Origin of the sequence: Amycolatopsis sp. NPDC021455 (assembly GCF_040640995.1) — a bacterium.
In the GTDB taxonomy this organism is placed as follows: domain Bacteria; phylum Actinomycetota; class Actinomycetes; order Mycobacteriales; family Pseudonocardiaceae; genus Amycolatopsis.
This window is the reverse complement of the sequence record NZ_JBFACT010000016.1, coordinates 1-23114: the sequence shown is the minus strand read 5'-3', so window position 1 is coordinate 23114 and position 23114 is coordinate 1. Positions and strand designations below refer to the sequence as shown.

General features: G+C 70.8%; 22 protein-coding genes. 10 read left to right on the top strand and 12 right to left on the bottom strand.

Annotated features, from left to right (window positions below; genetic code table 11):
- Nucleotides 1–51 precede the first annotated feature (51 nt).
- Nucleotides 52–873 (bottom strand): ABC transporter ATP-binding protein, encoded by an 822-nt coding sequence (locus tag AB0G28_RS20470; protein WP_361090836.1) that lies wholly within the window; start codon nt 871–873, stop codon nt 52–54.
- 313 nt (nt 874–1186) lie between these two features.
- On the opposite strand from AB0G28_RS20470, the gene AB0G28_RS20465 reads away from it, so the two are divergent.
- A complete protein-coding gene (locus AB0G28_RS20465; protein WP_361090833.1) occupies nt 1187–1732 on the top strand; it encodes a cysteine dioxygenase family protein in 546 nt (181 codons plus the stop codon).
- A complete protein-coding gene (locus tag AB0G28_RS20460; protein ID WP_361090830.1) occupies nt 1729–2124 on the top strand; it encodes a rhodanese-like domain-containing protein in 396 nt (131 codons plus the stop codon). The genes AB0G28_RS20465 and AB0G28_RS20460 overlap by 4 nt, the downstream gene beginning before the upstream one ends.
- 579 nt (nt 2125–2703) lie before the next feature.
- Here AB0G28_RS20460 and AB0G28_RS20455 read toward each other — a convergent pair.
- Complete coding sequence (locus AB0G28_RS20455; protein WP_361090826.1) at nt 2704–3690, bottom strand: LLM class F420-dependent oxidoreductase; 987 nt, start codon at nt 3688–3690, stop codon at nt 2704–2706.
- Nucleotides 3691–3855: 165 nt separating this feature from the next.
- Between AB0G28_RS20455 and AB0G28_RS20450 the strand changes: the two genes are divergently transcribed.
- Entirely contained in the window at nt 3856–4050 is a 195-nt protein-coding gene (locus AB0G28_RS20450; protein ID WP_361090823.1) for a hypothetical protein, read from the top strand.
- Nucleotides 4051–4060: 10 nt separating this feature from the next.
- Here the strand turns inward: AB0G28_RS20450 and AB0G28_RS20445 are convergent, their stop codons facing one another.
- From AB0G28_RS20445 to AB0G28_RS20435, 3 genes are read right to left on the bottom strand one after another with little or no spacing between them, the layout of a single operon-like run.
- Nucleotides 4061–4582 (bottom strand): hypothetical protein, encoded by a 522-nt coding sequence (locus AB0G28_RS20445; RefSeq protein WP_361090820.1) that lies wholly within the window; start codon nt 4580–4582, stop codon nt 4061–4063.
- A gap of 10 nt (nt 4583–4592) precedes the next feature.
- Complete coding sequence (locus AB0G28_RS20440; RefSeq protein ID WP_361090817.1) at nt 4593–4904, bottom strand: hypothetical protein; 312 nt, start codon at nt 4902–4904, stop codon at nt 4593–4595.
- Nucleotides 4905–4923: 19 nt separating this feature from the next.
- The gene (locus AB0G28_RS20435) at nt 4924–5775 is read right to left on the bottom strand and encodes a hypothetical protein (RefSeq protein WP_361090814.1); all 852 of its coding nucleotides are present in this window, start codon (nt 5773–5775) and stop codon (nt 4924–4926) included.
- A gap of 309 nt (nt 5776–6084) precedes the next feature.
- Between AB0G28_RS20435 and AB0G28_RS20430 the strand changes: the two genes are divergently transcribed.
- The gene (locus AB0G28_RS20430) at nt 6085–6252 is read left to right on the top strand and encodes a hypothetical protein (RefSeq protein WP_361090811.1); all 168 of its coding nucleotides are present in this window, start codon (nt 6085–6087) and stop codon (nt 6250–6252) included.
- A gap of 12 nt (nt 6253–6264) precedes the next feature.
- Here the strand turns inward: AB0G28_RS20430 and glgP are convergent, their stop codons facing one another.
- A complete protein-coding gene (gene glgP / locus AB0G28_RS20425) occupies nt 6265–8793 on the bottom strand; it encodes an alpha-glucan family phosphorylase (protein WP_361090808.1) in 2529 nt (842 codons plus the stop codon).
- Between the two features lie 131 nt (nt 8794–8924).
- Here glgP and AB0G28_RS20420 point away from each other — a divergent pair, with 131 nt between their 5' ends.
- Nucleotides 8925–10352, top strand: coding sequence for a neutral zinc metallopeptidase (locus AB0G28_RS20420; RefSeq protein ID WP_361091157.1), 1428 nt, complete (start codon nt 8925–8927; stop codon nt 10350–10352).
- A gap of 43 nt (nt 10353–10395) precedes the next feature.
- On the opposite strand, the gene AB0G28_RS20415 is transcribed toward AB0G28_RS20420, so the two are convergent.
- Together AB0G28_RS20415 and AB0G28_RS20410 are read right to left on the bottom strand one after the other, a co-directional pair.
- Nucleotides 10396–11061, bottom strand: a complete 666-nt coding sequence (locus tag AB0G28_RS20415) for a DUF4097 family beta strand repeat-containing protein (RefSeq protein ID WP_361090805.1) — start codon at nt 11059–11061, stop codon at nt 10396–10398.
- Between the two features lie 142 nt (nt 11062–11203).
- Nucleotides 11204–12175, bottom strand: a complete 972-nt coding sequence (locus tag AB0G28_RS20410; RefSeq protein ID WP_361090802.1) for a tetratricopeptide repeat protein — start codon at nt 12173–12175, stop codon at nt 11204–11206.
- A gap of 92 nt (nt 12176–12267) precedes the next feature.
- Between AB0G28_RS20410 and AB0G28_RS20405 the strand changes: the two genes are divergently transcribed.
- Entirely contained in the window at nt 12268–12675 is a 408-nt protein-coding gene (locus tag AB0G28_RS20405; protein ID WP_361090799.1) for a hypothetical protein, read from the top strand.
- 67 nt (nt 12676–12742) lie between these two features.
- Here AB0G28_RS20405 and AB0G28_RS20400 read toward each other — a convergent pair whose 3' ends face one another.
- Nucleotides 12743–13045 (bottom strand): thiamine-binding protein, encoded by a 303-nt coding sequence (locus AB0G28_RS20400; RefSeq protein WP_361090796.1) that lies wholly within the window; start codon nt 13043–13045, stop codon nt 12743–12745.
- Between the two features lie 78 nt (nt 13046–13123).
- Here AB0G28_RS20400 and AB0G28_RS20395 point away from each other — a divergent pair, with 78 nt between their 5' ends.
- Complete coding sequence (locus AB0G28_RS20395; RefSeq protein WP_361090793.1) at nt 13124–13624, top strand: MarR family transcriptional regulator; 501 nt, start codon at nt 13124–13126, stop codon at nt 13622–13624.
- Nucleotides 13625–13684: 60 nt separating this feature from the next.
- Here AB0G28_RS20395 and AB0G28_RS20390 read toward each other — a convergent pair whose 3' ends face one another.
- From AB0G28_RS20390 to AB0G28_RS20380, 3 genes are all read right to left on the bottom strand, one after another.
- Nucleotides 13685–14050 carry a DUF3817 domain-containing protein gene (locus AB0G28_RS20390; RefSeq protein ID WP_361090790.1) on the bottom strand — a complete coding sequence of 122 codons (366 nt, stop codon included), beginning with the start codon at nt 14048–14050 and terminating at the stop codon, nt 13685–13687.
- A gap of 218 nt (nt 14051–14268) precedes the next feature.
- The gene (locus tag AB0G28_RS20385) at nt 14269–16653 is read right to left on the bottom strand and encodes a GH92 family glycosyl hydrolase (RefSeq protein WP_361090787.1); all 2385 of its coding nucleotides are present in this window, start codon (nt 16651–16653) and stop codon (nt 14269–14271) included.
- Between the two features lie 76 nt (nt 16654–16729).
- Nucleotides 16730–19954, bottom strand: coding sequence for a GH92 family glycosyl hydrolase (locus AB0G28_RS20380; protein ID WP_361091154.1), 3225 nt, complete (start codon nt 19952–19954; stop codon nt 16730–16732).
- Nucleotides 19955–20256: 302 nt separating this feature from the next.
- On the opposite strand from AB0G28_RS20380, the gene AB0G28_RS20375 reads away from it, so the two are divergent.
- Genes AB0G28_RS20375 through AB0G28_RS20365 form a run of 3 tightly spaced genes read left to right on the top strand, consistent with a single transcriptional unit; the run spans nt 20257 to nt 23035 of the window.
- Complete coding sequence (locus AB0G28_RS20375; RefSeq protein WP_361090784.1) at nt 20257–21240, top strand: LacI family DNA-binding transcriptional regulator; 984 nt, start codon at nt 20257–20259, stop codon at nt 21238–21240.
- Entirely contained in the window at nt 21237–22274 is a 1038-nt protein-coding gene (locus tag AB0G28_RS20370) for a class I mannose-6-phosphate isomerase (RefSeq protein ID WP_361090781.1), read from the top strand. The genes AB0G28_RS20375 and AB0G28_RS20370 overlap by 4 nt, the downstream gene beginning before the upstream one ends.
- Nucleotides 22271–23035, top strand: a complete 765-nt coding sequence (locus tag AB0G28_RS20365; RefSeq protein WP_361090778.1) for an ATP-binding cassette domain-containing protein — start codon at nt 22271–22273, stop codon at nt 23033–23035. The genes AB0G28_RS20370 and AB0G28_RS20365 overlap by 4 nt, the downstream gene beginning before the upstream one ends.
- Nucleotides 23036–23114: the final 79 nt, after the last annotated feature.

The following is a 23114-nucleotide window of genomic DNA, read 5'->3' as shown; positions in this document are numbered from 1 at the left end:
CTCCTCCTCGTTGACGGACTGCCAGCAGGCTACCGGCCGGTAAGCGTCAGCTTAGCGACGGCGGGCGAAGAAGCGATCCCCGGAGCGTTCGAGCACGAGGTCCTGGTCGAACGTCTTCGACAGGTTCTCGCTGGTGATGACGTCGTCGACGAGCCCGGAAACCACGGCGTGGCCGTCACGCAGCAGCAGCGCGTGGGTGAAGCCCGGCGGGATCTCCTCGACGTGGTGGGTGACCAGGACCAGCGCGGGCGCGTCGGGGTCCATCGCCAGGTCCGACAGCCGGGCGACGAGGTCCTCGCGGCCGCCCAGGTCCAGGCCCGCGGCCGGCTCGTCGAGCAGCAGCATCTCGGGGTCGGTCATCAGCGAGCGGGCGATCAGCGCGCGCTTGCGCTCGCCCTCGGACAGGGTGCCGAAGGTGCGCTCGGCGAGGTGCCCGATGCCCATCGCGTCCAGGAGCTCGGTCGCGCGGGCCATGTCGAGGGTGTCGTATTCCTCACGCCAGCGGCCGAGCACCGCGTAGCCGGCGCTGACCACGACGTCCTTGACCAGCTCGTCGCCCGGGACGCGCTGGGCGATCGCGGCCGAGGTGAAGCCGATGCGCGGGCGCAGGTCGAAGATGTTGACCTTGCCGATCCGCTCGCCGAGCAGGTCGACCTCGCCGGTGGTCGGGTGCAGCTCGGCCGCGGCGAGGCGCAGCAGGGTGGTCTTGCCCGCGCCGTTCGGGCCGAGCACCACCCAGCGCTCGTCCAGTTCGACGGTCCAGTCGAGGCCGGCGAGGAGGTCGTTGGTCCCCCGGCGGACGCCGACACCGGCCATCCGGACCACGAGGTCGTCAAGTTCGCTGGGCTGGATCGGCTCGCTCACGAGGCCCATTCTGTCTGCCGTCGCGCGCGCGTGCGCACCCGCCCGGGTGAGACGGTGAACACGCAGGTCGGCGTCCGTTCCACGACCGTTCCACGACCTGGAACACCGCCGCCCGGAAGGCCGCGGTGTGGCACCATCGCCGCATGTCCGCCGACGCGCCCGTGCCCCCGGTGACCCGGGGCTCGTTCTGGCGCCGTCGCGCGATCGACCTGCTCCTCGTCGCTTCGGCCGGGTGTACGCGCGCGCGGTTCTGACCCCGCACGGGTGTGGGGCCGCGCTGCCCCCGTGTCCCGATCACCTTCGCGTCCGAGGAGCACCCGAGTTGACCACATCCATCGTCCGGCCGTCCGTCGAGATCCACCCCCGGCTGACCGACCCGCTGCTGCCCGAGCTGCTGCACCCGTCGCGGCTGCTCTGGACCCCGCGTGAGCTGGCCGACCTGACCACCACCGTCGCGACCGAGCTGACCGCGGGCCTGCGCGGCATCCTGCGGTTCGACGAGGACCGCCGCTGGTGGGCCCGCCTGGCGCTGACGGACGGCGTCGAGCTGTGGCTGCTGTCGTGGCTGCCGGGCCAGCACACGAAGCCGCACGACCACGGCGGCGCGTCCGGCTCGTTCACGGTCCTGCAGGGCGAGCTCGGCGAGGAGTACCGCTACCCGGGCGGCCCGATCCGCCGCCGCACGCACGTGACCGGCGAGGGCATCGGCTTCGGCGCGGGCCGGGCCCACCAGGTCACCGGAATCGGCGACCAGCCGGCGGCGAGCGTCCACGCGTACTCGCCCCCACTGGTGCCGACTCGGGAGTACACCTCGCTCGCCGACGTTCCGGCGGAGATCCCTCCGCTGCCCGCTATCGTCCACGGATGAGCGCGATCGATGCTTTCCTGGCCGCGGCGCGGTCCGGACTGGACCGGGTCGAGCCCGCGCGGGCGCGGGAGCTGCAGGAGGCGGGCGCGCTGCTCGTCGACATCCGGCCGTTCGCGAACCGGCAGGCCGAGGGCGAGATCCCGGGAGCGGTGATCGTCGAGCGGATCCACCTCGAGTGGCGGCTGGCCCCGGACAGCGAGTGGCGGCTTCCGTCGGTGACTGCGGACTCGACGGTGATCGTGCTGTGCAATGAGGGGTACTCGTCGAGCTTGGCCGCGGCGGACTTGCAGCGGTTGGGGCTGGCTGGGGCTACGGATCTCGTGGGCGGGTTTCGTGCTTGGGCTGGGGCTGGGCTGCCGGTTGTTGATGGCGGGAGTCCTGCGGTTCCGTAGGGCTTTGGTGGCCCACCACCCCGAAGCCGGAATTGTGACTACGGCCGGTAGTGCCGCGTCAAGGCGGGAAAGCGTGCCTTGACCCGGCACCACCGGCCGTGTTCTGGCTTCGTATCGGGGTTGCGGGGAGGTCTGGGTGGGGCGCCGGTTGTGTCTTCAGCGTGCCGTTCACGCCGGCTCGGCATCTCCGAGGAGCGCTGCGGCTTTGCCGACATCCTGGCCCCGCCGCGAGGCAGGGTTCCGGCAAAGTCGTCCGCCGGGGACGGGTTCGCGATGTCGTGAAGGACTCTTTCCTGTCGTCCGACGTCTTGAACGAGTCATTCACGACATCGGACCACCGCTGAGCCCATCACCGGCCCGCCGCGCGAGGGTTCGCGACACTGGGTGGAGTGCCAGTCATGCCTCAGCGTTGCCGTTCACGACGGGGAGGCAGCTGAGAGCGACCTTGCCGGCGCCCGCCGTGAGGGGGACCCCCGATTTCAACGCTACCAGCGGCCACCGGCAAGACCCGGGAAAATCCCTCGGCCAAGGCCTGGTTGTCCACAATGCGGCTCGCCTGTGGACAACCAGGCTCCAGCGTCAGGCCAGCGCCGGTGCGACCTGCGATGCGAACAGGTCGACGCCCGAGCGGTCGTAGGCCGCCTCCGGGAAGTTGAAGATCGCGTACGACATTCCCAGCTCGCCCAGCTCCGCGAGCTTTTCCGTGACCTGCTCCGGCGTGCCGGTCGCCGGGCTGTTCACGAACACTCCGTGCCAACGCTCGGCCGCGTCCGCCGGGGCGTACTTCTCCAGGTGGGACTTCAGCCAGGCCAGTTTGTCCTGGACGTCCTTTTCGGTCTCGCCCAGCACCATGTTGTGGTTGGCCGAACGGACGATCGCGTCGAAGTCGGTGCCGACGTCCTTGCAGTGCGCCGCGAGGATCTCCGACTTGCGCGTGAACGTCGCCGGGTCGGCGGCGAAGTTCGTGTACTTCGCGAACTGCGCGGCGATCCGGAGCGTCTTCTTCTCGCCGCCGCCGGCGATCCAGAGCGGGAGGCCACCTTCCTGCGGGGGCAGCGGGCGCAGGATGGCGCCGTCCGTCTTGTAGTGCTTCCCGTCCAAAGTGGACGTGCCGGTGGTCCAGAGGTCGCGCATGATCCGGACGCCTTCGGCGAGCTGCCCGAGCCGATCGCCCGCGGTCGGGAAGCCGTAGCCGTAGGCGCGCCACTCGTGCTCGTACCAGCCCGCGCCGATGCCCATCTCGACGCGGCCGCCCGAGATCGTGTCGGCCGTCGCGGCCACCTTCGCCAGGTAGGCCGGGTTGCGGTAGCCCATGCAGGTGCACATCTGGCCGAGCCGCACCGTCTCCGTCGCCGCGGCGAACGCCGAGATCAGCGACCACGCCTCGTGCGTGGCCTCCTCGGTCGGGACCGGCACCGTGTGGAAGTGGTCGTAGACCCAGATCGATTCGAAGGGCCCGGCCTCCGCGTGTTTCGCGAGGCCGAGCATGGTCTTCCAGTGGTCCGCGGGATCGATGCCGGCGAGGTCGAGACGCCAGCCCTGCGGGACGAACATTCCGAAGCGCATGCGTTCAACCTAACGCCGCCGACAGCCGCGCGCGCCGTATTTCCGGCTGGAGCGACTCCAGGTCAGGTGGCTTCCGGCCCTCGTGGTCACGACCTTGGGCCATAGCCGGCCAGCCGAAGCGAGGGCGATCGTGGCCCGAGGACCACACGAGACGAGGTGGGCACCATGACCGAGCCACACGAAGTTCCGAGGCAGTACCGCCGCCACGACCACACCTGGGTGCTCGGCGTCTGGGTCCTGCCGATCGCCGTGGCCGCCGCGCTGACCGCGCTGACCGGCGGCCTGCTCGCGATCACGCTCCCGGTGGCGGTGGTCGTCGGCATCGTGGGGACCGTGCTGCACCTGCGCGACCAGGCGTGACCCGCGCCGGTCAGGCCCTTCGCGCGAAGAAATCCAAGACCGCGTCGGAGAGATCCTGCACGTACCGCGGGTCGCCGAACCGGGGCTCAGCCGGAGCCGCGGCGGCCACCGGCACGGCGACAGGCACGGCGACAGGCAACGCCGTGCGGATCGCTTCGAACTCGTCCGTGGCCTCGCGCCACGCCGTTTCGAGGCGCTCGGCGGCTTCGACGCGCTGCTGTTCCAGCCGGGCGAGGGCGTCGGACGCCGTTTCGTAGCGACGGCGGCGGCCCAGCTCGGCCAGGATCCGCACGTAGTCCTCCGCGGCACTCGCTGCCGCTTCGTACGCCGCCGCGCCCGTCTGGCACCGCTTCACCACCTCGTCGCGCAGCTCGCCGTACGCATCGGCCGCCCGGCCCGCCCAGCCTTCGGGCGCCACCGACCGCAGGTCCGCCGCCAGCTCGTCCAGCATCTCCGCGATGTCGGCGAGCCGGACCACCTCGTCCTGCAGCAGCTTGATCGTCCCCGGCGACCACGTCCGGTCCGGTCCCATGTCCCCTCGCTCAGTCCGCCGTGCCGGGTTCCGGGGCGATCCGCTCGATCCGGTCGCGGACCTCGTCCTGGTGGTCCTCGTAACGGCGGGCCGCCGTCTCCAGCCGTTCGCCGAGCCCTTCGACGTCGGCCAGCAGGATCCTGGTCGCGGCGGACGACGCCCGCTGCAAGTCGCTCAGCGCCGCCGTGACCAGCACGTCCCCGACGAGCTCGGGCCGGGCCGAATACCGCAGTGCCGCCCGGTCGGCGCAGTCCTTCGCCAGCGCGTCGAGCCGGCCCGCCGCGGCACGCAGCAGGACGGGATCGGCTTCGTAGCCGTTCATTCGTGGCAGGTCCTTGTCGTCAGCGGCCGGTGGTGATCAGCCCGGTGAGCACGGAAGGCGGCAGGGCGAACGACTCGGCGGTCCCCACGCCCCGCCGGCTGCTCGGGTTGACGAGGATGCCGGCGGGCTCCGGCCGGACGAGCGCGGTGCCCACGAGCTCCCGTCCCTTGCGGACGATCTCCCTGGGCCACGGCGCCCCGGTGACCGCGCGGTATTCGGCCAGCCTGGCCGGGGTGTCGAAGACGCAGACCCACGAGCCCCGCGAACCGAGCGCGACGGCCACCGCGTCGCCGTCCGGGCCGGCCGGCGCGCACCAGGAATGAGCGGCGAACGTGCGGACGAAATGGTCGACGCCACCTCGGGAAACACCGGCCGGCACCAGCTCGCTTTCGCGGGCCCGGACTTCCGGACGCGGGTCGAAGCGGTGTTCCGCCCGCCGGACTTCTTCCGGCGTGAGCACCGGTTGCGGCCCGCCGAGGCTTTTCGCCAGCGCTTTCTGGAACGGCTCCAGCCACCGGTCGCACGTCCGCGGCGAAGGAGCGCCGGACAGGTTCTTCAGCCGGTCGCCCTTGTTGCCGGCCAGCGGCCGGGGCTCCGTGTTGTACGCGGCCCGGACGATCGGTTCCAGCTTCGGCCGGTTCAGCTGGTCGAGCACCGCCTCGAGCCGCAGGAACACGATCGCGGCCACCCGGCGCGGCGGGTCGTCGTCGGCGACGTGCCAGATGCGCCGCAGGTCGGGGCCGAGATCGCCGTGGAGGTCGAGCCGCCGGACGCCGTCACCCTTCTGCAGGCCGGCGGCGGCGTCGACGGCACGGCTGACCGCGGCGGCGGGCTTCCCGCCACCGTTCCCAAGCCGCGCTGCGCCGATCATCGCCCTCCCCTGCCCCGGTCGGAGTGAGCATCATAAAGGACTGATCCCCCATTCGTGCAAACCGTGTTCGGCGTTGCGGACAACCCCGGAAATCGGTTTCACCTGCGGTTTTGCCAATTCCCTGACACTTCCCGGACATCGACGGGCGGGCTTTCGCCATGACCGGTTTTCCGGTCACGGCAAACCGTACGTCCGTTCCTTGACTTGTTCCTGACCGAAAGCGCTGATCAGGGGCCCGGAATGGCCGAACGTGCCTACGGTGGGTTTCGGCGGCCGCGGCGGAAGCGGCCCACGAACCCGGGAGAAACCATGGAGAACACCCTGATCGTCCTCGTCACCGCACTCGCCTTCCTGGCGGGCGGCCTGACCGCCACGATGGTCACGACCTGGTGGGCCCGGCACCGCCACGACGAGGTGCGCCGCGAGCCGGCGTGCGCGCATCAGGGCACCTGCTGCCGCACCGCGACGCGCTGGTGAGCCGGGCGGGCGCTAGGCCAGGACGACGCGGGCGAGCTCCGCCGGCGCCGCCAGCAGGCCGTGCTTCGGGAGCACCCGGACCGTGTAGCCGATCGACCCCGGCCGCGGGAGCTTCAGGCGGGCCGCGAACGCGCCGATGCCGTCGGCGGTCATCGGGACCGTCACCGTGTCGCGCAGCTCGTCGTCGTCGCCCACCCGGCCCACCACCGCCTGGATGTCCACTTCGGACGGATCCAGCCCGGCCAGGTCGATCCGCGCCCTGATCGTCACCTCGGTGCCGACGACCAGGCGCTCGGACGCCTCCACCAGCAGCTCCGAGTCGAAGATCCGCAGCCGCGGCCACGACACCTCGAGCTTGGTGCGGTAGTCCGCCAGCGACAGGGCGCCGCGGTAGCCGTCGCCGGTCGCCGCCGCGACCATCCTGGACGCCGGGAGGTAGCCGTTGTCGACGTACTCGCGGACCATCCGGGACGCCTGCACGCGCGGGCCCAGCGTCTCCAGCGTGTGCCACACCATCGACAGCCAGCCCGTGGGCACGCCGCCGTCCGAACGGTCGTAGAACAGCGGCGCGATCTGCTGGCCCAGCAGCTCGTACAGCGCCGCCGCCTCGAGGTCGTCGCGGCGCAGCGGATCGGCGACGCCGTCGGCGGTCGGGATCGCCCAGCCGTTGCTGCCGTCGTAGCACTCGTCCCACCAGCCGTCGCGGATCGACAGGTTCAGCCCGCCGTTCAGCGCCGACTTCATCCCCGACGTCCCGCACGCCTCCAGCGGCCGCACCGGGTTGTTCAGCCAGACGTCGCAGCCGCGGTAGAGGTACCGCGCCATCGACATGTCGTAGTCCGGCAGGAAGACGATCCGGTGCCGGACGTCCGCGCCGTCGACGAACCGGACGATCTGCTGGATCAGCTGCTTGCCGTTCTCGTCGGCCGGGTGGGACTTGCCGGCGACGACGACCTGGATCGGCCGGTCCTCGTGCAGCAGCAGCGTGCGCAGCCGGTCCGGGTCGCGCAGCATCAGCGTCAGGCGCTTGTACGTCGGGACGCGGCGGGCGAACCCGACGGTCAGCACGTCCGGGTCGAACACCGAGTCCACCCAGCCCAGCTCCAGCGGCGACGCGCCGCGCTGCAGCCAGGCCGCGCGCACCCGGCGCCGCACCTCGTGGACCAGCTTTTCGCGCAGCTCGCGCCGCAGCTCCCACAGCTGGGCATCGGAAACGCCGTCGCGCAGCGGCCCCTCGCCGGTGTCCAGGCCCCACTCGCGGCCGAGCAGCGTGCTCAGCTCGCGCGCCACCCACGTCGGGCCGTGGACGCCGTTCGTCACCGACGAGATCGGCACCTCGTCGTGGTCGAACCCGGGCCACAAGCGGGAGAACATCTTCCGCGTGACGCGCCCGTGCAGCTGGGAGACGCCGTTCGCGCGCTGCGCCAGCCGCAGGCCCATGTGCGCCATGTTGAACAGGCCGGGGTTGTCCTCGGCACCGAGGGCGAGCACGCGGCGCGGGTCGATGTCCGGCACCAGCCTGCCGTCGGCGAAGTAGCGCTGCACCAGGTCCACCGGGAAGCGGTCGATGCCGGCGCTGACCGGCGTGTGCGTGGTGAACAGCGTCCCGGCGCGGACCGCGGGCATGGCTTCGTCGAACGCGAGGCCGTCGGCCTGGACGATCTCGCGGGCCCGTTCGAGGCCGAGGAACCCCGCGTGTCCCTCGTTCGTGTGAAACACCATCGGCTGCGGGTGGCCGGTCAGCTCGCAGTACTTCCGGACCGCGCGGAAGCCGCCGATGCCGGCCAGGATCTCCTGCCGCAGCCGGTGGTCGGCGTCGCCGCCGTAGAGCCGGTCGGTGACACTGCGCAGGTCTTCGTCGTTGGCCTCGGTGTCGGTGTCGAGCAGCAGCAGCGGCACCCGCCCGACGCGGGCCTGCCAGATCTGGGCGCACAGCTCGCGCCCGCCCGGCATCGCGACGCCGATCAGCACCGGCCGCCCGCCCGCGGTCAGCAGTTCGAGGGGGAACGCGTTCGGGTCGATCACCGGGTAGTGCTCGACCTGCCAGCCGTCGAGCGACAGCGACTGCCGGAAGTAGCCGTTGCGGTAGAGCAGCCCGACGCCGACCATCGGCACGCCCAGGTCGGACGCGGCCTTGAGGTGGTCGCCGGCCAGCACGCCGAGGCCGCCGGAGTAGTTCGGCAGGGCTTCGGTGACGCCGAACTCCATCGAGAAGTAGGCGACCGCGGGCGGCAGGTCGGCGTCGTCGCGCTGCTGGTACCAGCGCGGCTCGGACAGGTACTTGTCCAGGTCTTCGGCCGCGGCACGGGCACGCGCGAGGAAGTCGTCGTCGACGGCGAGCTCGTCCAGCCGGGCGGGCGGCAGCGCGGTGAGCATCCGCAGCGGGTCGCGCACGGCGTTGAACAGCTCGGCGTCCATCGACGCGAACAGGTCGCGCGTCGGCGGGTGCCACGTCCAGCGCAGGTTGGTGGCCAGCGCGCCCAGGCCGGACAGCGACTCCGGGAGGCTGGCGCGGACGGTGAACCGTCGGACTGCACGCATGGGAACCGACGATATCGGGCCGCCGGGCTGCTTGCGCAGGGAGTAGTTCGGGGATAACGCGCACACCGCGCGAATGCCCTGGGTAGGGTCCTGCCGTCGGGTACGGGTGGGTACGAGAGCGAGTGAACGAGATGATCCCAGGGGGAGGACGGCGCGCGCTGGTCGCGTTGCTAGCTGTTGCAGTTGCGGCCGTGAGCGGGTGCAGCGGGAAGGGTGGTTCCGGGCCGGTCAAGGACACCGGCGCCGGGTCCGTCGCCGGGTTGCCGGTGACGCACTTCGAGAGCGGCCTCAAGCCGGACGCGCCGGCGCCGAAGATCGACGTCCGCAACTCCGCGGGCACCGAGGACGACAAGCTCGCCACCGCCGCGATCGACGACGTCCAGACGTATTGGGACGAGCGGCTGCCCGCCGACTTCGGGCAGCAGTTCGAGCGGGTGAAGTCGCTGCTGTCCTACGACTCGCAGAGCGACACCGAGGAAACCGGCTGCGGCAGCGTGAAGAAGCTCGTCAACGCGTTCTACTGCGCCGCCGACGACTCGGTGGCCTGGGACCGCGGCGTGCTGCTGCCGATGCTGCGCCAGCGGTTCGGCCCGATGTCCGTGGTCGTCGTGCTGGCGCACGAGTTCGGCCACGCCGTCCAGTACCGGCTCGGCGACAAGGCCGGGCTGACCAAGAGCACCCCGACCGTCGTCAAGGAGCAGCAGGCCGACTGCTTCGCCGGCGGCTACTTCCGCTGGGTCGCCGAGGACAAGAGCAAGTACTACCGGGTGTCGACGTCCGAGGGCCTGAACCAGGTGATGGCGGCGATGTTCCTGATCCGCGACCAGGCGGGCACCAGCGGCGCCGACCGCGGCGCGCACGGCACGGCGTTCGACCGCACCTACGCGTTCCAGGCCGGGTTCGAGAAGGGCCCGAAGGAGTGCGCGGGCATGAACACCCAGAACGTCCAGTCGCGGCTCACCGAGCGCCCGTTCGACAAGGGTGACAAGGGCAAGGGCGACGCGAAGTTCGACGGCAAGGCCGTCGACCTGCTGAAGAAGAGCCTCGACGAGGCGTTCCAGCGGGCCGGGGTGGCCGGGCCGGAGATCACCGACGGCGGCAGCTGCCGGACCACGCCGCCGGCGTCGTACTGCCCGAACGACAACTCCGTGAGCATCGACATGGCCAAGCTGGCCCAGCTCGCCCAGCCGATCGACCGCGCGGCCGAGATGAAGGGCGAGGACCCGGGCGGCATGGGTGACTTCGCGGCGTTCGCGGAAGTCGCTTCGCGGTACGCGCTGGGCATCCAGAAGGGCGTCGGCGCGTCGATCGACAACGCCAACGCGGGCCTGCGCACGGCCTGCCTGGTGGGTGCGTGGGCGGCGTTCACCAACCGCCCCGGCGACCTGCGCCTGTCGGCGGGCGACCTCGACGAGGCCATCGCGGACCTCCTGCAGCCGGAGAGCCTCGTGTCGGCGGACGTCAACGGGAAGCGCCCGGACAGCGGTTTCGACCGGGTCGAGTCGCTGCGCCGCGGTTACCTCGAAGGCTCGTCGGTCTGTTCCAAGCAGTACGCCTGAACCGAAGCGAAGGCCCCCACCGGTGGTGGGGGCCTTCGCGCGTTCAGAGACTGCGGGCGGTGATGTCGCCGACGCTGGTGCTCGCGTGGACGGCGAGCTCGGCGGTGCCGCCGTCGTTCCGGAGCGAGTTGCGGATCCGGCCGTGGGAGGTGCCCGCGTCCAGCGACGCCGAGACTCCCGCGGCGGCACCGATCTCGACCTCGCCGGCGTCGGTGCGCAGCACGACCGTGCCGCGGACCGCCTCGGCGACGCGGATGTCGCCCTTGCGGGTGCGGATCTCCGCGGGACCGGTCAGGCGGGCGATCGAGACGTCGCCGGCGGACGTGGTGAGGCGGGCGTCCGCGGTCTCGTCGAGGGTGATCGTCCCGTGGTCGCTCTCGACGACGACGTCGCCGAGGCGTCCGGTGGTCCGCAGCTCGGCGCTGGCCGCCTTCACCTCGACGCGGGAACCGGCGGGCAGGTGGACCGTCACGTCGACGGTCCCGGACGGGCCGAAGTACTGGTTCTTCGCCGGGGCCTCGATCCGCAGGACGCCGTCGCGGTACTCGGCCGTCGTCTGCTCCGCGGCCTTCACGTCGCGGCTCTTCGAGGCGTCCGCGGGGGCGACCTCGACGGTCGTGTCGGCGCGGTCGGCGGCGACGAGGTGGATGTGTCCCGCGGGGACGGCGAAGACGGCGGAGATCGGGGCGGGAGTGGTGAAGGTGGTCATGGCTGGTGTCTCCTGAGTGGGTTGCCGGTCTGTTGAAACCACCTTCGCCCGCCCGGCTGACACCGCCCGGTCACCGTGCTGACGCGGCCCCTGACACGCGAAACGGCCCCCGCCCGAGGGCGGGGGCCGTCGGCTTCGACGCCTAGAAGAGGGCGCTGGCCAGGTCGCGGCGGGCCTTCATCACGCGGTCGTCGGCCGGGTCGAAGAGGTCGAACAACGCCACCAGGTGCTCGCGGACCTTGTTGCGCTCCTCGCCCGCCGTGCGGCGGACCACGTCGATCAGGCGCTTGAACCCGGCTTCCACCTGGTTCTCCGCGATCTCGAGGTCGGCCGCGTCGAGCTGGGCCGTCAGGTCGGACGGGTCGGCGTCGGCCTTCGCCCGGGCTTCGGGGTCCGCCTTCTCCGCGCGGGCGGTGAACTTCACCTGGGCCAGCGCGTTCTTCGCCAGCTCGTTGGCCGGTTCGACGTCGAGGATGCGCTCGTACGCGGCCTGCGCGGCGGCGAAGTCGCCCCGCTCGAAGGCCTCTTCCGCTTCGGTGAAGCGCGGGTCCTCCGGCTCCTCCGCCGGGCCACCGGCCGCCCCCGCGTCGCGGATGCCCGGCAGCTTGTCGCGCAGGGCGTCCAGGAGCGCGTTGATCCACTTGCGGATTTCGGGCTCGGGCAGCGCGCCGGAGAAGGCGTCGACCGGCTGGCCGCCGGCGATCGCGACGATCGTCGGGATGGACTGGGCGCCGAACAGCTGCGCGATCCGCGGGTTGGCGTCGACGTCGACCTTCGCGACGACCCAGGCGCCGCCGGACTCGCCGGCCATCCGCTCCAGCACCGGGGACAGCTGCTTGCACGGGCCGCACCACTCGGCCCACAGGTCGACGACCACCAGCTGGTGCAGGGACCGCTCCACGACCTCGGACTGGAAGGTCGCCTCGGTGACGTCGATCACGGCCTCGGCGGACGGCGGCGGTCCGTCGCCCGAGGGGGCGGGGGCGCCCGCGGGCGGGGCCGGCTGCTTGCGCGCCGCTTCGGCGCGGGCCTTGAGCGCGGACAAGTCGACCGCGCCGGACAGGGCGGCGGACAGGGCCGCTGACTTCGCTGCAGATCCGCGTGGTTGGGTCACGGTTCCATCCTGGCACGCGCGCCGGAGCGTTTCACCGGGTGCCCGGTGCCTTCCGCTTGGCAGGACGGCGCCGCTGAGGCAGGCTCGGCCGGGTGCACATCCGGCGTGACGTGAAGGTCGGCCTGTCCATCGCGGCCGCCGCCGTCTGGGTCGGGGCGGTGACGCTGCTCATCGTGCACGAACCGGACCCGGGCGCGGCCTCCCCCGGCGAGCTGAGCGACCGGCTCACCGCGGCGCTCGGCGCCCACGACTCCGACGCGCTCGCCGGCCTGCTCGACTACCCCGGCTCCGGCGCCGACGACTTCGCGAAGGACTACGCCGGCGTGCTGGCCGATCACGGCGTCCGCGGCGTGCACGTCGAGCTGGGCCCGGACGCGGCCGCCCCGACCCGCGCGACGGTCACGGGCACCCTCGCCGACGGCAAGCCGTTCAGCTACCCCCTGGCGGTGACGAGCCAAGACGGCCGCTGGACGATCGCCCTCACCCCACCCCTCCCCTGACCCGAGCGCCCCAATGTGGCGTTGGGTGCGTTGGATGCACCCAACGCCACATTGGGGCGTTTGAGACTCAGGCGTCGCGGAGGTGGGCCTCGACCCGTTCGACCTTCGCCTCGAGCTGGCCCTCGAAGCCCGGGCGGATGTCCGCCTTCAGGACCAGGCCGACGCGGGCCGAGCCTTCGCCCGCCGCCTCGACCGCGCGCTTGACGACGTCCATGACCTCGTCCCACTCGCCTTCGATGTTCGTGAACATCGCGTTGGTCGAGTTGGGCAGCCCGGACTCGCGGACGACCTTCACCGCGCGGGCGACGGCTTCGCTCACGCCGCCGTCGGGATCCCCGCCGGACGGGCTGACGCTGAACGCGACGATCATGCTCGGAAGTCCCTTCTTCGGTGTTCTTTCCGCCGGTCGTGCGACACACGCCGGTACCCGCTGGTAACTTCGCGTGTCATGAACCGTCCGCTGCCGTTCGACCCGATCGCCCGCGCGGCCCGGCTGTGGGAGGACCGCATCGGGCCCTCCGGGACCATGGCCGCGGTGACCGGCGTGATGCGGGTCCAGCAGATCATCCAGTCCGCGGTGGACGGCGCGCTCAAGCCGCACGGCCTGACCTTCGCCCGGTACGAAGCACTGGTGCTGCTCACCTTCGCCCGCAGCGCCAGCCTGCCGATGCGGGTGATGGGCGAGCGGCTCCAGCTGCACCCCACCAGTGTCACCAACATAGTCGACCGGCTGGAGCGCGACGGGCTCGTCAAGCGCGTACCCCACCCGACGGACCGCCGGACGACGCTCGTCGAGATCACCGACGAAGGCCGCAAGCGCCGCGAGTCCGCCACCGCCGCCGTGACGGAGATCGACTTCGGCCTGAACGGCCTCACCGAGCGGCAGACCGAACAGCTCACCGACCTGCTGACGAAGGTGCGCCGCGCCGCGGGCGACTTCACGGAGTAAGCGCTCGCGTACAACGAAAAGGCCCGCACCGGAGTGCGGGCCTTTCTCACGTCCTGGACATCAGGCGGCGACGGGTTCCTTGGCCTGGAACAGGCCGACACCGCCGTGGGACAGCCGCTGCGGGCCGTCGAGCTTGCCGTTGCGCAGCGCCCACTTCTCGAACAGCCAGGTGAACAGCGGCGGAATGCTGGCCAGCAGCGCGAGGACCAGCGTCTTCGGGCGCCAGCCGAGCGGCTTCGCCACGGACAGGGAGACGACCACGTAGAGGACGAAGATCACGCCGTGCACCATGCCGAGGACGGGAACGCCGCCCTCGTGAGAGGAGTGGACGACGTACTTGAGGAACATCCCGACCAGCAGCCCGGCCCAGGAGAGGGCTTCGGCTACCGCGGCCACGCGGAACACTAGAGCGGCCTTGCTGGACACTTCTTCCTCCTGTGGGGTCTCACCACGTTGGTACTGGCACAAGAAAACGCCCGACATACACCGTCCAAGGCGGACAAGCCTCGAACGTCAACGGCGCTGTCGGACGTGCTGATACCAGTGTGAGGCGTGACGGCGCTCACCGGAACACCGGGGCCCGTGACGATGCTCACGGCCGTGGTCCACTGTGGTCTGAACCACGGCCGTGAGCGTGCTTCGAGCTACCCCGCGCACGGTGACGGCGGAGCGGGCGTGGGTGACGTCCCCCACTTCGCCGTCACGTCGGCAGTGAGGCCGAAGTCCAACGTCGTACCGCGGTTCAGCTGGTCCACATTGACATACACGCGGTCACTGGCCTTGCCGTCCGTTCGAAGGGACGACACGTACTGCAGCTTCGAGCCGTCCGCGCCCGGCGCCTGGATCGTGACGTCCCGCCCGTTCTCCAGGTGCAGGACGGATTTCGCGAAACGCGGAGCGTTGAGCACGAAGTTCCCAGTCCCTGGGACGGCGGGATAGAGGCCGAGCGCGCTGAAGACGTACCAGGCCGACATGGTGCCGAGGTCGTCGTTCCCGGTGACGCCGTTGGGCGCGTCGGTGAACAGCGTGTGCGCCGCCCGCACGACCGTCGACGTCTTCGCCGGCTGCCCGGTGAGCGCGTACATCCACGGCGAGTGCAGGTCCGGCTCGTTGTTGGGGTTGTAGCGGAACTGGTCGTAGTAGTCGTACGGGCCGACGACCCAGTTCTCGCGCACCGCCGTCGCCGGGTTCTTCACCAGTTCGCCGTAGGCGAAGAAGTCGTCCAGGCGCTCGCCGGTGGCCGCCGGGCCGCCCATGCGCCGCACCAGGCCCGGGACGTCCTGCTGGACCAGCCACTGGTACTGCCAGGCCGTGCCCTCGTGGAAGCCGTCCTGGCTCTGCGGGCTGTACGGCTTGTCGGCCGGGCTGAACCACGCTCCACCGAGGACCTTCGGGCGGAAGAACCCGGTGAAGCCGCGGTCGGTCTGCGTTTCGTCCCACAGCGTCCGATAGGTCCGGCCCTTCGCGGCCAGCGCCGCCGCGTCGTCCTTCTTGCCGAGCGCGGCCGCCATGACCGACAGCGAACAGTCACCGAGCGCGTACTCCAAGGTGGCCGACGCGCCGTGGTTCGGATCGGTGTCCTGACCCTTCTTCGGGAACTCGGGGTCGTACTGGACGAACCCGTCCTTCTGGTAGCTCGCGTTGCCCGAGCGGCCCTGGAACGGCGACGACGCCGGCGGGATCTCGCGCGAGTTCTGCAACAGGGCCTGGTACGCGTGCGTTTCCTCGCCCGGCAGCGCGCCGAACCGCCAGAGGTCGACGAGGAACGGCGTGACCGGGTCACCGGTCATCGTGTTCGTCTCCTGGCTCGCGTACGCCCACCGCGGCAGCCAGCCGCCCTGGTCGTGGATGGCGAGGATGCTCTTCGCGATGTCCCGCGCGCGATCCGGCCGCAGCAGCGCGAGGAGCTGGTTCTGCGTGCGGTAGGTGTCCCACAGCGAGAAGAAGTCGTAGTACGTCCAGCCCACCGCGCGGTGGATCTTCCTGTCGAAGCCGTAGTAACGGCCGTCGGCGTCGTTCGCGGTCAGTGGCTGGAGCAGCGCGTGGTAGAGCGAGGTGTAGAACACCGTGCGGTCGTCCGGCGTGCCACCTTTGATGTCCACAGTGGACAGCTCGCGCCGCCAGCTGCGTCGCACGGCTTCCCTCGCCGCGTCGAACGACCGGATGCGCTCGGCCGCCAGGTTGACGCGGGGTCCGGCCGCGTCCACCTGGGAGATCGCGGTCGTCGCCGTGACCTGGCCGCCACCCGCGAAGGTCAGCCACGCGCCCCGCAGGCCGGCACCGCCTTCGGACGCGCGGGAACCGGGCGTGCCGCCGGTCGGCGACCACGTGCCGAACGCCTTGAACGGCTTGTCGAACTTCGTCGTGAAGTACGTCGTGTACGGCTTGCCGCCGCAGAACGCCTGCGACTCCACGGTTCCTTCGACGGTCCGGTCGTCGACGACGCGGATGCTGCTGCCCGTCACCGGTTCCTTGTCGTTCGCCTGCCCGACGTTGACGAAGACGTTGGCGTCACCGGCTTTCGTGAAGGTGTACCGCTCGACACCCGCGCGTGGGGCGGCCGTCGTCTCGACGTCGACGCCGCCGTAGCCCGTCAGGTGGACCTTGTAGTAGCCCGGCTTGCCGACTTCGCCGTCGTGGGTGAACGGCGAGGCGTACTGCTTCTGGTCGAAAGTGGACGCTTTCGTGGTGTCGAACGCCTTGCCCGGGCCCACTTCGCCGGTCGTCGGCAGGGTCGAGACCAGGCCGCCCTGCTCCCAGCAGCCCGCGCCGGACAGGAAGAAGTGCCCGAAGCCGCGGATCGCGGTGTCGGTGTAGCGGTAGCCGGCGTAGTGCGAGGTGATCGGGCTGACCTGCGTCATCCCGAACGGCGCCGAGGCGCCCGGGAAGGTGTTGCCCTCGTCCTGCGTGCCGATGAACGTGTTGACGGCGTCCAGGGCGTCGCCGCCGGCCGCTTCCGCCAGGACGGGACTCACCCCCGTCGCCACCACGGCGAGCGCCAGCGCACCCACCAGAACCTTGCTCTTCACTGAACCTCCCTGGGAAAGCCGTGAAGGCCTCCTTCCCGGCCATAAGAGCCGGGAAGGAGGCCTTCACGGACAACAACTACGCGCCGATGCCGATGGCGAACACGTGCAGCGCGCCGCCGTTGACGTTGCCCGGCAGGGTCACGCTCGCCACGGTCTTGCCCGCGTCGAGGGTGATCGGGCTGGTGCCGAACACCATCGTGCGGATCTGCTGCGGGTCACCGCCCGAGGCGTTGCGGTACGGCGTGGACAGCACGATCCGGTTGCCGAACGCCGGCTGCGCGCCGCCGCCGCCGAGGGTCCAGTCGGAGAACCCGATGGTGGCGGTGGACTTGCTGCCGTCGGTGTAGGTGATCGTCAGCGTGCCGGACGCGTTGCCGTTCGACGCCGAGCCGAGCAGCGCGAGCCGTCCCGAGCCGGAGACGTTGACCGTCTGGCCCGAAGCGATCACGTTGTCGGGGTCGCCGGCCGGGAACGACGGCCAGGTGAACTTGAGACCGTCACTGGTGATCGTCGCGCCCGGAGTCGCCCCGGCCGCGGCCAGCGCGTCGGCCGAGTAGCTCCAGCCGCCGCCGTCGAAGTTCGCCGCGGCGGGCTTCGAGTCGGGCGAGATGCCGGCGTTGTTCACCGTGGCCAGCCAGCTGTTCGGCTGGGCCACGAGCACGGTGAGCACGGCCTGCGAAGCGGCCACGCCGGGCGAGGAGAACGTCACCGGGATGCGGCGGGGGCCGTCGGCCAGCCCGGCCGGGACGCTGACCGTCAGCTCCACCTGGGCCTTGCCCGCGGCGGGCACCGCGATGCCGCCGGACGCCGGGGTCAGCGTGATCCCGTCGGCACTGCCCGCGGAGTACGTCCAGGTCCGAGCCGAGCCGGAGAGGTCCTGGACGCCCACCGAGACCTTGGACGTCGACCCCGACGGCGTCACCGCCCGCGCCGGGTTGACGAACGACAGGCTCGGCTTCTCCTGGTCGCGGAAGGACGGCGGGGCGTCGGCCGGCGCGCTGCCCCACGCGGTCGGGGTCGCCGACAGCGCGAAGTCCAGGGTGCCGCCCGTCGAGACCAGAGCCTCGGGCATCCACGCCTTGGCCGCGTCGCCACCGTTGACCTTGAGGCCCGCGATGTAGTCGCCGGTACCCGAGGAGGTCACCGTGACCTTCTTGCCCGAGCCGGTGGTCAGCACGGCCTTCGGGAAGAGCGGCGTGTTGAGAACGAACTCGGCGCGGCCCGGGATCTCCGGGTACATGCCGAGCGCGGCCCAGACGTACCACGACGACATCTGGCCGAGGTCGTCGTTGCCGATCAGGCCTTCGGGACGCGGGTTGTACAGCTCGTTCATCGAGCGCCGGACGATCGACTGCGTCTTGGCCGGCGCACCCGCGTAGGAGTACACCCACGGGGCGTTCGAGTTCGGCTCGTTGCCCATGAACGCGTACGGCAGTTGCGTGCCCGCGTTGAGCTGGGTGAAGAAAGTGTCCAAACGCGACTGGACGGCGGTGTTGCCGCCGAACGCCGTGACGAGCCCGCCGAGGTCGTAGGGCACCATCCAGTCGTACTGGGCGCCGTTGCCCTCGACCCAGCCCTCCGAGCTGGCCGGGTTGTAGGTGCCGGCGAAGGAGCCGTCGGCGTTGCGCGGCTGCAGGTGACCGGTGCCCGGGTTGTAGAGGTTTTGCCAGTACTGGGCGCGCTTCATGAACGTCGTGTAGGTCGCGGAGTCGCCGAGCCGCTTGGCGAACTGCGCGATGGCGAAGTCCGCGCTGGTGTACTCCAGCGTGTCCGCACCGGCGCCGGGGACGTACCCGAGGTTCTGGTAGTCCTCGAGACCCGGCCGCTCGGTGTAGCCCTGCGTCGGCTGGGTGGCGCCCTTGATCATGAGCAGCAACGCCTTCTGGGCGTCGAAGTCCCGCGCGCCGAACGCGTACGCGCTCGACACGATGATGTGGTACGGGTCGCCGTTCATCACGCCGGTGTAGTCGTTCGCGACCGTCCAGCGGTCCCACGAGCCGCCCTGTTCGGCGTAGGCCATCATCGACCGGACGATGTCCGAGGTCTCCTTCGGCGCGATCGTCGCCAGCAGCGGCGTCTCGGAACGGTAGATGTCCCAGCCGGAGAAGTTCGTGTACATCGCGTGGCCCTTGTCGGCCTGGTGGATGCGGCCGTCGAAGCCGGGGTACTGACCGTCCACGTCGGAGAAGACGTTCGGCTGGATCAGCGAGTGGTAGAGCGAGGTGTAGAACGTCGTCAGGTGCTCGTCGGAGCCCCCGGTGACGGCGATCTTGCCGAGCTGCGCGTTCCACGCCTTGCGCGCGTTGGCCGCCACGGTGTCGAACGACTTGCCGGTGTTCTCCGCCCTGAGGTTCGCCTTGGCGCCGTCGACGGACACAAAGGACAGTCCGACCTGGACGTTCACCTGCGCGCCGTTGAGGTTCGCGAAGGTGACGTACCCGCCGCTGCCCGGACCGCTGACGGTGGTGTTCTGCGGTGCGGCCTTGGCCGGGCGCGCGATCGACGCGTCGACGCCGTTGGGCTGCGCGACCTTCGCCTTGGCGCCACCGGTTTCGGCGGCCTTGTTCGGCGTCACGGCGCCGTTCTTCCAGGTGCCGATCGAAGCGAACGGCGTGTCGAACTTGGCCGAGAAGTAGACGCGGTAGCTGTTGCGCGCCCCGCAGAAGCGGCCGCTCGTGGCCCAGCCGCTGATGGTGTCCTTGCCGATGGTGATCGACGCGTCGTCGGTGCCGTTGACCGAGCCGGACGTGTTGACCAGCAACGTCGAGGAAGCGCCGGCCGGGTAAGTCAGGCGCGCCGAGCCGGTGCGCTGCGTCGCGCTCAACTCGACCTTCGCACCACTGTCGAGGGTGACGTCGTAGGCGCCCGCCGTCGCGTGTTCGTTCGCGTGCGAGAACTTCGACGTGTAGTGGGACGGGTCGGTCGCCGGGGAAGTCGTCACTTCGCCGACGTACGGGATGAACGGGATGTCCTCGTACGTCGAGCAGCCCGCGCCGGAAAGGTGCGTCAGGCTGAACCCGGTCAGGGCGTTGTCGTCGTAGAAGTAGCCGCCGGGCTGGGACTTCACCGTGTCCGGGCTCCACTGGACCATGCCGAACGGCACGACCGCGCCCGGGAACGTGTTGCCGGCACCGCCCCCGGTGCCGTGGTCGGCCCCGCCGGGCCGGGTGCCCACGAAGGGGTTGACCCACTTCGCGTAGTCGGTGCTCGTCGCCGCCGCGGCAGGAACAGCGGGAGCCACCGCTGCGGTCACTGCCAGGGTCAGGAAAGCTAAACCGGCTCTGAAGCGCGCTCGCGCCATGGCCATCGCCTCTCCACCTCATCAGCGCGACGAATGACAACCTTGTCGCGCAGTCGTCGAACCGGGCCACCTTGGGCAGCGGCTCACCAGACAGTCAAGGGACAGGTCAAGACCTGTCCACTTCAGGACAGGGTGATCAGCCATCTGCGCTACGACGTCCGTAGCCGAATCGGCACAATCCGCGTCGAGGGCGTTGACAAGCACGGGGGACGTGGCGTTCAATCCCCGTCACTATGACAACGTTGTCTCCTCTCGGGCGGGACCGGGACGGCAGCACGCGCACCGCGAGCAGACGGGCCACGATGAGCGACGTGGCCCGGCTGGCGGGCGTGAGCATCAAGACCGTGTCCCGCGTGGTCAACGACGAACCGGCCGTGCACCCCGACACCGCCGAGCGGGTCATGGCGGCCATCGAGCAGCTGGGGTTCCGGCGGAACCTCGGCGCGCGCAACCTCCGCCGCGGGTCCACCACCGGCACCATCGGGCTGATCGTCGAGGACGTCGGCAACCCCTTCTACTCCGAGCTGAACCGCGCGGTCGAGCGCATCGCGACGTCGTTCGGGCGCCAGGTGCTCACCGGCTCGTCCGAGGAGAACTCCGACCGCGAGCGCGAGCTCGTGCTGGAGTTCTGCGCGCGGCGCGTCGACGGCATCCTCGTCGTGCCGGCCGGTCTCCAGCACGGTTACCTCGTGCCGGAGATGCGCGCGGGCACGCCGGTGGTGTTCATCGACCGCCCGGCCGGCGACATCGTGGCCGACACGGTCCTGGTCGACAACCTGGGCGGCACCATCGAAGCCGTCACGCACCTGGCGGCGCACGGGCACCGGCGGATCGCGTTCCTCGGCGACAGCCCCGACATCTTCACCGCGGCCGAGCGCCTGCGCGGGTTCCGCGAAGGCTGCGTGCGCAACGGCATCTCCTACGACGAATCCCTGGTCTCGATGGGGACGCCGACGGCGGAGTCGATCGGCCACGCCGTCAAACGGCTGCTGCACGGCCCGGACCCGGCCACCGCGGTGATCGCCGGCAACAACCGGATCGCCGTGCACCTGCTGCGCTCGCTGGCCCACGCCGAGCGGCGCCCGGCGGTGGTGGGCTTCGACGACTTCGAGCTGGCGGACCTGCTGAACCCCCCGGTCACCGTCGTCGCGCACGACGTGAGCGCGCTGGGCCACGCCGCGGCCGAGCTGCTCTTCGCCCGCGTCCAAGGAGACCAGTCCCCGCCCAGAAAGGTAGTCCTGCCCGTGCATCTCGTCGCCCGCGGTTCCGGTGAGGCCGCCCCGTGACCCTCGAACCGATCCGGCTGCCCGCCAACCAGCCGCCGCAGTTCTATCGCGGGGGCGACGCCATCGCGGCGCTGCGCGGCGCGTCTCCGGACAAGAAGTTCGGCCCGGAGGACTGGGTCGCGTCGGCGACCACGATGTTCGGCCAGGAGACCAACGGCCTGACCCGGCTGCCGGACGGCGCCTGGCTGCGCGACGCCGTCGAGGCGAACGCGAACGGCTGGCTCGGCGCGAAGCACGTCGAGGCCCTCGGGACGTCGACCGGGCTGCTGGTGAAGCTGCTCGACGCGGGCCAGCGGCTGCCGGTGCACTTCCACCCGGACGACGCGTTCGCGAAGCGGCACTTCGACTCCCACTTCGGCAAGACCGAGGCGTGGATCGTGGTCGGCACCCACGGCGGCGACCCACGCGTCTACCCCGGCTTCAAGGAGACGCTGTCGAAGGCGACGGTGTCCGAGTGGACACGCGAACAGGACGTGCCGTCGATGCTCGGCGCGTTGAACAGCATCCCGGTGGCCCCCGGTGACACCGTCTACATCCCGGCCGGGCTGCCGCACGCGATCGGCGAAGGCGTGTTCGTCGTCGAGCTGCAGCAACCGACGGACTTCTCGCTCACGATCGAGTGGCGGGACTTCCTCGCGTCGCCGGAGAAGGGCCACCTCGGGATCGGCTTCGACACCGCGATCGAGGCCCTCGACACGTCCGGCTGGGACACCGAACGGCTCGAGACCATCATCAAGCGCACCGCGGGCGACGCGTCCGCCACGGTGGACCTCCTGGCCGGCGGATCGGAGCGCTTCTTCCGAGCCGAGCAGCTGCGTACGGACAAGACGACAACGTTGTCATTGGATCCGTCGTTCGCGGTGCTGGTCGTTCTCGACGGCGAAAGCACCCTGCGCACCGAGCACGGCGGCGAACACGCGCTGGCGAAGGGCGACACCTACGTCGTCCCGTTCGACGCCGGCCAGACCGAGCTGTCCGGCACCGCGACGGTGATCCGCTGCCGACCGCCGGCGCCGGAAGAGAGGCACCGATGAGCGAAATCCTCCTCGACGCGGTCGACCTGACCAAGCACTACGGATCCGTGGAAGCCCTGCGTGGCGCGTCGTTCCAGGCCCGCGCCGGCGAAGTGACGGCGTTGATCGGCGACAACGGCGCCGGGAAGTCCACTTTGGTCAAGTGCCTCTCCGGCGCGGAGCAGCCGACGTCCGGGAAGATCCTCCTCGACGGCACCGAGGTGCACTTCGACTCGCCGACCACCGCGCGGCGCCTGGGCATCGAGACCGTGTACCAGGACCTCGCCGTCGCGCCCGAGCTCGACCCGGCCGCGAACCTGTTCCTCGGCCGCGAGATCCATCGCAAGGGCATCCTCGGCAAGCTCGGCATGCTCGACAAGAACGAGATGCGGCGCCAGGCGATCGAAGAGTTCCAGCGGCTCGGCGTGACGCTGCAGAGCACCGACGTCCCGATCGGCGCGCTGTCCGGCGGCCAGCGGCAGAGCGTCGCGGTCGCGCGTTCGGTCGTGTGGGCGTCGAAGGTCGTGTTCATGGACGAGCCGACGGCGGCCCTGGGCGTCGTCCAGCGGGAGCGCGTGCTCGACGTCGTCAAGAAGGTGCGCGACAAGGGCATCGCCGTCGTGCTGATCAGCCACAACATGCCCGAGGTGCTGTCGGTCGCCGACCGCGTCGAGGTGCTGCGGCTGGGCAAGCGCGTCGCCCGGTTCACCGGCCCGGACACGAAGCTCGAAGACCTCGTCGCCGCGATGACCGGCGCTCTCGTGCAGGAGGAGGCTGCCTAATGTTTTTGTCAAGCAGCTGTGACTTGTGCATGGTCGGCTTGGTAGGGCCGGCGGGTCCGCAGGAGCGCGAACAGGACGT